Source organism: Myxococcus sp. MH1, assembly GCF_059738865.1.
The window spans coordinates 4,450,786-4,463,435 of record NZ_AP026947.1; the positions used below are offsets into that span (position 1 = coordinate 4,450,786).

General features: G+C 69.7%; 8 protein-coding genes. 3 read left to right on the top strand and 5 right to left on the bottom strand.

Translation table 11 applies throughout. From position 1 onward, the window contains the following. Positions 1-95: 95 nt before the first annotated feature. The 3 genes from AC6JA9_RS17920 (at position 96) to AC6JA9_RS17930 (ending at position 5,697) form a co-directional block, all read left to right on the top strand. Positions 96-1,013: a carboxylesterase family protein gene (locus AC6JA9_RS17920; protein WP_223750125.1), complete on the top strand. Its 918-nt coding sequence runs from the start codon at positions 96-98 to the stop codon at positions 1,011-1,013. A gap of 361 nt (positions 1,014-1,374) precedes the next feature. Beyond that, entirely contained in the window at positions 1,375-2,538 is a 1,164-nt protein-coding gene (locus AC6JA9_RS17925) for an efflux RND transporter periplasmic adaptor subunit (protein WP_497960262.1), read from the top strand. 12 nt (positions 2,539-2,550) lie between these two features. Next, a complete protein-coding gene (locus tag AC6JA9_RS17930) occupies positions 2,551-5,697 on the top strand; it encodes an efflux RND transporter permease subunit (RefSeq protein WP_497960264.1) in 3,147 nt (1,048 codons plus the stop codon). A 56-nt stretch (positions 5,698-5,753) separates the two neighbouring features. Here the strand turns inward: AC6JA9_RS17930 and AC6JA9_RS17935 are convergent, their stop codons facing one another. From AC6JA9_RS17935 to AC6JA9_RS17955, 5 genes are all read right to left on the bottom strand, one after another. Beyond that, entirely contained in the window at positions 5,754-7,088 is a 1,335-nt protein-coding gene (locus AC6JA9_RS17935; protein ID WP_497960265.1) for a reverse transcriptase family protein, read from the bottom strand. A gap of 210 nt (positions 7,089-7,298) precedes the next feature. Then, positions 7,299-8,507: a type 2 periplasmic-binding domain-containing protein gene (locus AC6JA9_RS17940; protein ID WP_497960268.1), complete on the bottom strand. Its 1,209-nt coding sequence runs from the start codon at positions 8,505-8,507 to the stop codon at positions 7,299-7,301. A 94-nt stretch (positions 8,508-8,601) separates the two neighbouring features. After that, on the bottom strand, positions 8,602-9,753 hold the full coding sequence (locus AC6JA9_RS17945; protein ID WP_497960269.1) for an STM4014 family protein: 1,152 nt from the start codon (positions 9,751-9,753) through the stop codon (positions 8,602-8,604). 7 nt (positions 9,754-9,760) lie between these two features. Further along, on the bottom strand, positions 9,761-11,116 hold the full coding sequence (locus AC6JA9_RS17950) for a WGR domain-containing protein (protein ID WP_497960270.1): 1,356 nt from the start codon (positions 11,114-11,116) through the stop codon (positions 9,761-9,763). Between the two features lie 43 nt (positions 11,117-11,159). After that, positions 11,160-12,650, bottom strand: coding sequence for a hypothetical protein (locus AC6JA9_RS17955; RefSeq protein ID WP_497960271.1), 1,491 nt, complete (start codon positions 12,648-12,650; stop codon positions 11,160-11,162).

The following is a 12,650-nucleotide window of genomic DNA, read 5'->3' on the forward strand; positions in this document are numbered from 1 at the left end:
TCCCGATTGTATCAGCAGGGCTGTGGCTGTTTCCGGGATTCCAGCTTTTGTGCAGACTCCAGGTGCCTACCGTCGTTCACCCTGGAGAGCACACCATGCTGCTACGTTGGATGTTGCTGTGTTTCGTGATGGGGGTTGTTGCTTGCGGAGGGGAGCTGGGGGAGCACGAGTCCCTGGAGGCGCAGGGCTCGCGGCTCACCGTCACCACCGAGGACCAGCTCGTGACGCGCATGCCCGCGAGCACGGGCACGCTGTACGGCTACGTCGAGTACCTGCCGCCCGGCTACCTGACGTCTCCGGAGACGCGCTACCCGGTCATCATCCACCTCAACGGCCGGGGTGAGTTCGGCACCGCGCAGAACGAGGCGGCCCTGTTCGAGAAGGGCACGGCCAACGGGGCGCTGAAGAAGATCCGCCACGAGCCCACGGCCAAGACGTACTTCGGTCAGAAGCAGGTGATGATCTTCACGCCGCAGGCGGCGACGAACTGGGTCCCCGCCGAGGTCAACGCCTTCGTCGACTTCATCGTGGCGAACTACCGCGTGGACCTGTCCCGCATCTACGTCACGGGCCTGAGCTACGGCGGCTATGGCGCCTGGCAGTACGCATATACTTACGGCCACCGCCTGGCGGCGCTCGCGCCCATGGCGACCAACATCGGCGGCCCGGGACCCACCATCACCCAGCTGAAGAACGTGCCGGTGTGGGCCGTGCACTCGTTCGCGGATGGCAACTCGCTGCTGGCCGAGCGCTCGTGGCTGATGGGCGTGACGAAGAACTTCAACCAGGGACAGATGGTGACGGTGCCGCAGCCGTCCGCGACGCTGACGTACCTGTTCGCCGGCGCCGCGAGCAACGTGTGGACGTCCCAGCCGGGCTACGTGTCGACGGGCAACCTCCAGGCCCGGCTCACCGTGATTCCCGGCAGCGCGCATGACTGCTGGACCCAGACCTACAACAACTACGCCTTCTGGGACTGGCTCCTCGCGCAGCAGCGCGCGTCGGTGCCCTGAGCTCCGGCTCCTGAGGACGGGCGCCCTCGTGGGGTGGCGCCCGTCCTCACCTCCGTGACGTGCGCGTGTCGCGCCCGAGAACGACCGTTCGTCGTGCTCGAAAACGCGTGCACGCCGCACAACCGGAAATCTCGCGTGCACACAACTCCTGTCAGGATTCCAGCGGGATTTCGTCCGCCGCGAATTGCTGACGTCGCTTCGGAGGATTCACTCCGGGCGCATGCGGATTTGGTGGCATGAGCGCGCGTATTCGGTAGAGGAGAGGCCGCGCCGGAAGCATTTCGGCCGCCCGTTTCAGTCCCCCACCCCCGAGGACTTCATGTGGTCTCGTTCACGTCGGCTCACGCCGGCGTTCGTTGGAATGCTGTCTGGCGCCGTGCTGCTCGTCGCCTGTGAGAAGCCCGCCGAGCAGCAGCAACAGCAGCAGCAGGCTCCCCAGGCCGCCCCCGTCACCGTCGTCACCCTCAAGTCGGAGTCCGTGCTGCTCACGCGCGAGCTGCCCGGGCGCACCCAGGCGTTCCTCGTCGCGGAGGTCCGCCCCCAGGTCAACGGCCTGGTCCAGCGGCGGCTCTTCACCGAGGGCGGCCAGGTGAAGGAGGGCCAGGCCCTCTATGAGCTCGATGACGCCACCTACCGCGCCGACTACGCCAGCGCCAAGGCCGCGCTGGAGCGCGCCCAGGCGACGCTGACCTCGGTCGCCCTCTCCACCAAGCGCTCCGCCGAGCTGTTCAAGCTCGAGGCCGTCACCCCCGCCGACAACGAGAAGGCCGTCGCCGCGCTCGCCCAGGCGGAGGCGGACGTCAAGGCCGCGCAGGCCGCCGTCCAGCGCGCCGGCGTGACGCTCGGACACGCGCGCATCACCTCGCCCATCTCCGGTCGCATCGGCAAGTCGTCCGTCACCCAGGGCGCGCTCGTCACCGCCAACCAGCCGCAGGCGCTCGCCGTCGTGCAGCAGCTGGACCCGCTCTACGTCGACCTGACCCAGTCGAGCAGCGAGCTGCTCCGCCTGCGCAAGGAGCTCAGCGCCGGCACGCTCAAGCCCACCGACAGCACGCCCGTCACGCTCCTGTTGGAGGACGGCAGCCGCTATGCCCACCCCGGCTCGCTCACGTTCTCCGACGTGACGGTGGACCCGGGCACCGGCACCTTCGCGCTGCGCATCACCGTCCCGAATCCCGACCAGATGCTCCTGCCCGGGATGTATGTGCGCGCGCTCGTGGGCAACGGCCTGCGTCAGGAGGGACTCCTCGTCCCGCAGCAGGGCATCGCGCGCGACGCGAAGGGCAACGCCTCCGCGCTCGTGGTGGGCAAGGACGGCAAGGTGGAGCCGCGCACCGTCGCGGTGAGCCGCACCGTGGGAGACCGCTGGCTCGTGGACAGCGGCCTGTCCGAGGGCGACCGCGTCATCATCTCCGGCCTCCAGAAGATCCAGCCGGGCATGCCCGTCCAGGCGACGGAAGCCCCGCCGACAGAGACGAAGGGGGGCGAAGCCGCGCCCCTCGTCCCGCCGGCTCCCAACCAGTGACGGAACGCGGCCATGGCAAGATTCTTCATTGATCGACCCATCTTCGCGTGGGTCCTCGCCATCATCATCATGATGGCTGGCGCGCTCTCCATCACCCGGCTGCCCATCGCGCAGTACCCCATCATCGCTCCGCCGACCGTGACGGTGGGCGCCGTGTACCCGGGCGCCTCGGCGAAGGCCATCGAGGACTCCGTCACGCAGGTCATCGAGCAGACGATGAAGGGGCTCGACAACCTGCTCTACATGTCGTCGACCAGCGAGTCGAACGGCGCGGCGACCATCACCCTCACGTTCGCCAACGGCACCGACCCGGACATCGCGCAGGTGCAGGTGCAGAACAAGCTGCAGCTGGCCACGCCGCTACTCCCGCAGGCCGTGCAGCAGCAGGGCATCGCCGTCACCAAGGCGGCCTCGGGCTTCCTGCAGGTCATCGGCTTCGTGTCCGAGGACGGCAGCATGGGCGGTGACGACATCCAGGACTTCGTCGCCACCAACATGGTGGACCCCATCTCCCGCGTCCCGGGCGTGGGCAGCACGCAGGTGTTCGGCACGAAGTACGCCATGCGCATCTGGCTGGACCCCAACAAGCTGGACACCTACGCGCTGACGCCCACGGACGTCATCGGCGCCATCCGCGGGCAGAACCAGCAGGTGGTGGTGGGCCAGCTGGGCGGCACGCCCGCGGTGAAGGGCCAGCAGCTCAACGCCACGGTGACGGCGCAGGACCGCCTCCAGACGCCGGAGCAGTTCCGGAACATCGTCCTGCGAGGCAACGCGGACGGCTCCGTGCTGCGGCTGGGCGACGTGGCCCGCGTGGAGCTGGGCTCCGAGGATTACAGCGTCATCAGCCGCTACAACGGCAAGCCCGCCACGGGCATCGCCGTGTCGCTGGCCACGGGCGCCAACGCCCTGGACACCGCGCAGGGCGTGGCGGCGGCCCTCAAGGAGATGGAGCCGACGCTGCCCAAGGGACTCAAGGCGGTGGTGCCGTTCGACACCACGCCGTTCGTCCGGGTCGCCATCCAGGGCGTGGTCTCCACGCTGCTGGAGGCCATCCTCCTGGTGTTCCTGGTGATGTACCTGTTCCTGCAGAACTTCCGTGCCACGCTCATCCCCACCATCGCGGTGCCGGTGGTGCTGTTGGGCACCATCGGCGTGCTCACCGCGCTGGGGTACTCGGCGAACATGCTCACCATGTTCGCGATGGTGCTCGCCATCGGCCTGCTCGTGGATGACGCCATCGTCGTGGTGGAGAACGTCGAGCGCGTGATGAGCGAGGAGGGGCTGTCCCCCAAGGAGGCCACGCGCAAGTCGATGTCGCAGATCACCAGCGCGCTGGTGGGCATCGGCGTGGTGCTCTCCGCGGTGTTCATCCCCATGGCGTTCCTGGCGGGCTCCACGGGCGTCATCTACCGGCAGTTCTCGGTGACCATCGTGACGTCCATGGCGCTGTCGGTGCTGGTGGCGCTGGTGCTCACGCCGGCCTTGTGCGCCACGCTGCTCAAGCCCATTCCCAAGGGCCACCACGCGGCGAGCAAGGGCTTCTTCGGCGCGTTCAACCGCGCGTTCGACTGGAGCAACGCCCGCTACCAGTCGGTGGTGAAGGGCATCCTGGGCCGGGCGTGGAGCTTCATGGTCGCCTTCGTGGCCATGGTCGCGCTGATGGTGGTGCTGTTCCTCAAGCTGCCCACCTCGTTCCTCCCGTCCGAGGACCAGGGCTTCCTGTTCGCCCTGGTGCAGACGCCGGTGGGCGCCACGCAGGAGCGCACGATGAAGGTCATCGAGCAGCTGGAGGACCACTTCCTGGAGAACGAGAAGGACACCGTCAAGGCGCTCTTCAGCGTGCAGGGCTTCAGCTTCGCCGGCAGCGGTCAGAACGCCGGCATCGCGTTCATCAACCTGCGGGACTGGAAGGAGCGCAAGTCGGCGGAGCTGGGCGTCAACGCGGTGGCGGGTCGCGCCGCGGGGGCCCTGGGGCAGATTGAGGACGCGCTCGCGTTCGCCTTCCCGCCGCCCGCGGTGGCAGAGCTGGGCAACTCGGCCGGCTTCACGTTCTTCCTCAAGGACAACATCGGACAGGGGCACGAGGCGCTGACGGCCGCGCGCAACCAGTTCATGGGCGCCGCGATGCAGAACCCGCTGATTGCCTACGTGCGGCCCAACGGCCAGGAAGACACGCCGCAGTTCCGCGTGGACGTGGACGTGGCGAAGGCGACCGCGCTGGGGCTCTCCACGACGGACATCAACAACACGCTGACGGCGGCGTGGGGCGGTCAGTACATCGACGACTTCATCGACCGGGGCCGTGTGAAGCGGGTGTTCATCCAGGCGGACGCGCCGTTCCGCATGGTGCCGGAGGACTTCAGCCGCTGGTCCGTGCGCAACGCGAAGGGGGAGATGGTGCCGTTCCCCGCGTTCGCGAGCGTGCGGTGGGGCTCGGGCTCTCCCCGGCTCGAGCGCTTCAACGGCGTGTCCGCCATGGAGCTGACCGGTGAGGCGGCGCCCGGAGTGAGCTCCGGCGATGCCATGGCCGCGGTGGAGCAGATGGTGGCGCAGCTGCCGCCGGGCTTCAGTCTGGAGTGGACGGGCCAGTCGTATCAGGAGCGGCAGGCGGGCTCGCAGACGCCGCTCTTGTACACGCTGTCGCTGCTCCTGGTGTTCCTGTGTCTGGCGGCCATGTACGAGAGCTGGACCATCCCGACGGCCGTGCTGCTGGTGGCGCCGCTGGGCATCCTCGGCACGGTGCTGGGCAGCTTCATGCGAGGCATGGACCGCGACGTCTACTTCCAGGTGGCCATGCTGACCACGGTGGGGTTGTCGAGCAAGAACGCCATCCTCATCGTGGAGTTCGCGAAGGAGAACGTCGAGAAGGGCATGGAGCTGGTGGAGGCCACGCTGCTCGCGGTGCGTGCGCGTCTGCGGCCCATCCTGATGACGTCGCTGGCGTTCGGCTTCGGCGTGGTGCCGCTGGCCATCGCCTCGGGCGCGGGCGCCGGTGCTCAGCGGGCCATCGGCACGGGCGTGCTCGGCGGCATGCTGGTGGGCACGTTGCTCGGAATCTTCTTCGTGCCGCTGTTCTTCGTCGTGGTGCAGCGCCTGTTCACCCGACGCAAGACGGAGTCCTCGGCTCCCGTGGATGACTCACACGCGACGTCCTGAGCCTGGGACGACGTGAAGCCCGAAGAGGCCGCCGGCGCGTTGTCGGCGGCCTCTTTTCATTCCGACGCCCAGGTGATGCGCTCGAAGGTGGCCCTCAAGCGGGCTCCTCGCGCCGGGTGCAGATGCTCCACCCAGGCAATCCTCCCGAGCAGGTGCGCGCGGAAGTCGGGATGCTGCTCGGTGTTCTGGCTCTCGGGGCCGCGTGTGCGGCACAGGTGCAGCACGGCCTTCAGGCGCTCGTAGTCCTCGCGAGGGACGGTGGGGTGTGCGTTCACCACGACGCCCGCGAGCCGCTGCTGCTGGCCCTGGTGCATCACGCGCGTCTTGCCGTGGCGCACGGTGAAGCCCTCCTCACGGATGATGCGCGTCACGCACGTGAGCAGCCTGCGCGCGCGTCGCGCCAGGGCTTCGTCACCGGAGAAGGCCAGGTCATCGGCGTAGCGCGTGTACCGGGCGCCCAGCGTCGCCGCGAGCGCGGACAGGCGGACATCGAGTCGATAGGCCGCGAGGTTCGCGAGCGCCGGTGACGTGGGCGCTCCCTGCGGGAGGTGTCTCGCGGAGAGCCTGCGCGACAGTCGCCAGCAGGCGTCAAGCTCCTGTGCGCTCTCGGCCCGGCGTGCCTGTTCAACGACGGCGCCCGGCGTCCGATTGGTGCAGAGCCCGGCGAGCGCGTTGACGACGCCATCGGGGTAGCCGGCCGTCCGGAACACGCCCCACACCTGCGCGGGCCGCACCGCGTGGAAGAAGTCCTCCAGGTCCACGCGCACCACCACTGCGCGGCCCACGTGGGGGCTTGCGAAGTCCTTCACTCCGAGGCCCCGGACGAAGCCGCGAGCGGCGGCGTGGGGCGGGATGACGTCCAGGATGTCGTGGAGCACCTTGCGCTGCAGTCGCGCGAGGTCCAGCCCTGGCTGCTCCAGGAGTCGCTTGCCTCCCGTGCGCTTGGGAATCCAGACGTAGCGATAGCGTCGCCACTGGCCGGGACGCGACGTGCGCTCGAAGCCCGAGCCATCCACGAGCCAGCCGAGCTGCGCATCCGTCACCCCGAGCCACTCCGCGAGGGCTGCCTGCGTCGTCAGCTCGGGAACGGGCCAGGGCCGCCGGCCCATCTGAGGCTCCGCGTCCAGCCAATGGTGGATGCGGATGGGCTCGGCGCTGTTGCCGCAGGCGCGGATGAGCGCTGGGCGGGTGGCGAGCAGCTCGGTGAGCAGCTCGATGCGGGCGTGGGGCGGGCGAGGAAAGTACCTCAGGATGCCGCGGACGACGGGCACGAGCCAGCGCGGGCGGCCGCCCACGACATGGGCGCCTCGTTCCCTCAGTCCCGCTCGAGTCCAGGGACCCGCGAGGAACGCGGACGCGAGCGCCGCCGCCACGGGGTGGCGCGTGCTCACGTCCGGGCCTCCGGGTGCCATGCGGCGGCTCGGGCCCACCTGTCCCGTCCGGCGTGGCCAGACTCGCGGCTCGCCGCGATTCCGGCCTCGAGTGGGAGTGTGTTCCTCATGAAGAGTCCCCGGGGGTGCCCCGGAGATGCAGAGGGTCGTGTCACCACGGACCGTCTACGCGCTGGGTTTCCGAGCCGCCGCATGGCGAGGCGGACCCTACTACTTCAGCGCCTCCAACAGGGCGGCTTGCATCGCCTTGCGGTTCTCCGGGAAGCCCTGGCTGGGGAAGGGCCGCGCGCCGTGGATGAGCGGCTCGAACTTGCGGTACATCGGGTCCGAGCGCGCGGGCTCCTGCTGGTAGAAGGCGCGGTTGGCCTGGAGCAGATAGCGGGGCAGGGTGCCCTGCGGTCCCTCGCCGCTGAAGGCGATGAGGCCGCGCACCTCGGGGCTCCCCAGGAACGTGGTGAGCGCCTTCGCGTCCTCCGCGCACGTGCCCGTGCAGCCCGCGTTGAGCACCAGCGCGTCCACGAACACGGTGGGCGCCGAGCCGCCACCCAGCGGCACCGAGACGACGTCCGGCAACGCCATCCCCGGCCGGGCCTTCAGGATGGGCACCAGGCGCTCGGTGTAGCCCATGAACCCGTTGGCCTGCTCCGTGGCGAACGCCTCCTCCGCCGCCGTGTTGTCCGCGTACGTCCCATCCAGGCACGGGTTGACGCCGGGCTCCATCGCGCAGCTGTCCACCACGGTCTCGAACGGGGTCAGCGTCGTCGCATCCAGCGGCAACGACAGCGCGCCGGGCAGGGCGTCCGCCGGGTGCGTGTCTCCCCAGGCATCGATGTACGAGGAGGGCAGCGTCCAGCTCCCGTCGAAGTTCGCCGCCAGCGGCCGCTTGCCCGGAGAGACCTCTCGCAGGATGTCCACCAGCGTCGCGCCATTCGTGGCGGAGCGGATGTTCGTGCTGTGCGAGTACACCACGTAGGTGCACAGGTACGTGGGCATGCCGTAGCTGGTGCCGGAGATGCGCACCGCCTCCTCGGCCGCCGGATGCACCGTGCCCGCCGCCGGCGTCACCGGCTGAATCCAGCCCTTCGACACCAGTGAGCCCAGGATGAGCGTGTCCACCTCCACCACCTGCGCCGCCGAGGGGCCCGAGCCGAGCAGCTGGTTCAGCGTGCCGCCATCATCCAGGTCATACACATCCAGGTTGGCATCGAACACGATGTCCAGGTCGATGTCCGAGTGCTCCCGCTCGAAGTCCGCTTCGAGCCGCGCCGCGAGGCTCGCGAAGCCGTCCCCCACCGTGTCCGGGATGTACGGGAACAACACGGCCTTCATCGGCCGGGGCGGCGTGGGCGTCGGGTCCGGAGACTCCGAGCAGGCCGTCAGCGTGAAGAGCAACGCACCGAGTGACGCTTTCCAATTCATGGCGGAACCTTCCTCGAGAAAGGTTCGCACTCTAGGCCCGGTGAGGCGGATAAACCGCTCTTTCGCGTCCGTGCCTGTCTTTGCGACGGAGGTGTCAGGCGGGCACGTCGAAGCCCGCGGCCCGCAGGGCCTCGCGAATCTCCCACTCGTACACGGTGAGGCCATCGCGCTTCAGGCCGGGCAGCAGGTCACCGAAGGCATTCGCCTCCAGCACGCGGTGCCCGGTGAAGTACTCCTCGAACATGAGGTCGATGCCGACGTGCAGGCAGTCATGGGCGCGCGCCACCTGGCGGCAGCTCTCCATCGCGGCGTCCCATTCGTTCCGGGGCACCGCCGCCTCCAGCTCCTCCAGCTCTCCGCGCCAGCCGCCCAGATGCAGGTTGGTGATGGGCAGCCGGCTCTGGCGCACCACGATGAACGCGGGCTCGCCGCGCACCGCCAGCACCCGACAGTCGAAGAGGTCGCCACCCAGCCGCGCCTTCGGAATCGAGCGCTCCACCTGCGAGCCCTCGCGCAAGAGGAAGCCGAGCACCTGCTCCAGCGGCTCCGGCTCGCGGATGCGGCGCACCTTGAGCGTGTTGAACCAGCCCCTCGGCGACTGCTCGACGGTGGTCACCAGCGACTCGTGGCCGCGAAGTCGCCGGAAGATGCCCAGGCACGACGCGGACGAGCCGCAGGACACCTTCACGAACACCTCGCGCCAGCCTTCCTCGTCCATGCGCTCGCGCAGCGACGCCACGTCCGTCACCCCGTCCAGGGGCTCCGGCACCGGCACACCCAGCCCGGCGTACCTGCGCGAGGTGATGCGCTTGTCGAACAAGTCCCCGATGCTCGCGGGCGACTGGAGCACCCGCCACGACGGGCGCTCGCGGAACACGGCCTCCAGTTCCGAGAGGACGCGGAGGAAGCCGAGGTGTCCCTGCCGGGGCGCGAGGATGCGCCCGGGGGCCTCGACGAGCGCGTCGACTTCGTCCGGGGCGAGCACCTGTCCGCGGTGCGCGAGCGCGTCCTCGTAGCCCCGCTTCAACAGGCCCTTCTCCACCTCCCAGCTCTCGCCCGCGGCGTCGATGCGGACGAGCGCCTCCGTGTCGGGGAGCTCGGCGAGGCGGGCAGGGGACTCCAGCAGCTCCCGCCAGGGCACCACCTTCGCGGGCGGCAGGCCCTGACGGTCCAGCGCGTCCTGGAACAGCGAGACGCGCCGGTTCTCCGCGTTGCCGATGACGATGAAGCCGGGCAACGCGGACATGGGAGGACTACTCGCCCACCGCGGCGTAGTGGTACTCGGGGTCGTAATCGCGCTGGTTGCCCGCGGCCACGGTGCCGGCGAGCTTCGCCACCAGCTTCGCCCCCGCGTCGGTGAGCGTGTTCTCCGTCAGGTCCAGGTGCTTGAGGTGCTTGAAGGCCGCCGCGTTCTCCGCGAGCGTCTTCGCGCCCTCGTCCGTCAGACAGCCCATGGACAGGTCCAGCTTCTCGAGCTGGGGGAGCACCTTCGCGGTCGGCAGCACCTTGACCAGGTCATTGGTGAACTCCGAGTTGCGCAGGCCCAGCACCTTGAGGTTCGACAGGCCCTTGCCGTCGAGGATGGGCTGGATGTCCGCCACGCCACCCTCGGCGCCGTAGCTGTCCTGGCCGAACCACACCTCCAGCTTCTCCAGCTTGGGCCACTTCGCGCTGGCGATGGACTTCACCGCGCCCAGCGGCAGGCCGCCCGTCTCGATGGTGAACTCGCGCAGCTCCGGCAGGTCGATGTCGCCCAGGTCCGCGCCCGCGCCGCGCAGCCGCAGCGAGCGCAGGTTTGGCACCAGCTTGTAGAGCGCCGAGACGTCGTTCACGTAGGACCAGGAGATCTCGGTCTCGTCCGGGTACTCGAAGTCGCCCAGGAACAGGTGCTCGAGCCCCTTGGGGGGCGCCTCCTGCAGGGCCTCCAGGACGGGCTCGTAGCTGTTCTCGCCATCCGAGGCGTCGACGATGCCCACCGCGAGCGAGCGCAGGAAGCGCCCCGACGGGTGCGTCAGCAGTGTCTTGACGCCCTCGCCCACGTCGAACTCGGAGTCGTACTCCTTGCGGCCCAGGCGCGCCGAGCGGATGAAGCCCAGGTGCCACTCGAGGGTGATCTCCTCGTCGCTCCAACCCTTCGCCATGGAGCCGAGCAGCAGCGCCTTGTGCTTCTTGATGTGCGCGGACACCTGCTTCTTGAGCGCGGTGGCCTCGGCGCCGGACGCCTTGGAGAGCGCGTGCTGCAGCGCGATGAGCTCGCCGCGCGGGTCGCCCTGGGCCTGGAGCCAGTCGCCATAGACGAGGTACGCGTCGACGTTGTCCGGGTCCTTCTGGATGGCGGCCTCGAGCTCCGGGTTCGACTTGCCCTCGACGGCCTCGCCCTCGTCGTCGTCGTCGCCCTCGCCGTCGCCCACCAGCTCGTAGCCCTTCTTCTCCTTCTCACGGACGAGCTTGTCGTACTCCTTCTGGGCCTTCTCGTCGGAGTCGAACGACTGCGTCTTCTCCTGGCCGTCGGTGCCGATGCGGCCCCAACGCGTGGTGAAGGAGTCGCCCTCGAGCTTGATCTCCCAGAACTTGCTGGAGCTGCCTTCCTTGAACTCGTACCGCGGCATGGCCGTCCTCTCCTGCGCCGAGCGTGGCGCGTCCGACCGGAAGCTAGAGAAGCCCTCGCGCAAGCTCAAGCGTCGCGCCCATCCAGGCTTCCCAGGGCGTCTCGGGCACGCGCCCTGCCTGCCCGTCTTCCGGGATTCCCTGCGCGGGGACACCCGGCCGTGACGTCTGCACCCGAGGGCTCGGCCCGCTCAGGTCCACCCGGTGCACGCTCACGTGCGAGGGCAGCCCGCGCGTGTCGAGCGGCGACTGACGGACCGCGTCGAGCCACAGCACGTCCACGCGTGCCCGCTTCGCGTCGACACGCACCTGCTCCAACACCTGCTCATTGTCTCGCGGCGTGAGAATCTCCACCGTGCCGCGGGCGCGCCACTCACGCAGGAGCAGCTCGCACAAGCCGCGCTCGGCCTCGAGCGGGTGGGGGCCCTGTCCCTCCCAGGGGAAGGCCACCTGGAAGCGCAGGTCCTGGTCTCCGAGCCACACGGAGAGCCGCCGCACCAGACACAGCACCAACCCCAGGGCCACGACGGCGCGCTGCCAGCTCACGCCGCTGTCCTTCACGCGCGCGTCCGCGAGGCTCACGGGCAAGAGGAACACGAGCACCCGACGGCGGCGCACCGCGAGGCTCTCGTCGCGCGTGTAGTAGAGCAGCTCGCCCTCGACGTAGCGCACGTCGAACAAGTCGAGCGTGGGCTCGTCCTCCATGTAGACGAGCTCGGAGGTGACCAGGTTCTCCAGGCTGCCCACGTTGGAGACCGACGAGAAGCCGCCCTGCGGGAACGCGGCCTCGTCCTCCAGCGCGGTGGGCGCGGGGCCCTGCGAGACGGCGCGCGCGCGCAGACGCGGCGGCAGCGTGCGCGACAGGGACTCGGCGGCCTCCACGGCCTGCTCCAACGCCAGGCGCTGCGCCTTGCCCTTCAGGTGCTCCAGGTTCTCCAGCGTGAAGACCTCGGCGTCGCCGAGCAGGGCGCTGGCGCGACGCGCCCCGGTGGCCAGCGCCTCGTAGCCCCGGGCGAGCGACTCGAGCGCGGAGTCCCGCTCGCGCAGGGCGCCGTATCCCGATTGCAACAGTTCACCCGGTGGCTTCTCGAGGATGCGCCGTGCCAGCGCGGGGCTGACGGGCGTGCCCGAGGTGAAGCCCATGCGCGTGAGCACGCGGCTGACGAGGAAGGCCAGGCCCTTGGGCCGCAGGGCCTGGGGCACGCGGGCCAGCGCGGCGGACACGGCCTCCAGGGAGGGCTCGGCGGCCAGGCGCGCGAGGACGTGGTCGTCGTAGGCCCGCACGGCGTCGCGCAGGCGGGGCAGGGTGTCCGCGATGGGGAGGGAGGGTGCGGGAGGCTGCCCCGAGACGAGCCGCCCCAGGTCGGCGATGAGCGCGGGCGGCGGGAGCGTGGGGGCCTCCTCGAGCATGGCCCTCAGCCCGGGGATGCTCGCGGCGAGCGCCTCCGCGTCGAGCTCCTCCTGCCGTGAGAGGCAGAGCCCCGCGCACAACCAGCGTTCCAGGTCCTGGGGGGTTCGCGGCTCGGGGACTCCCAT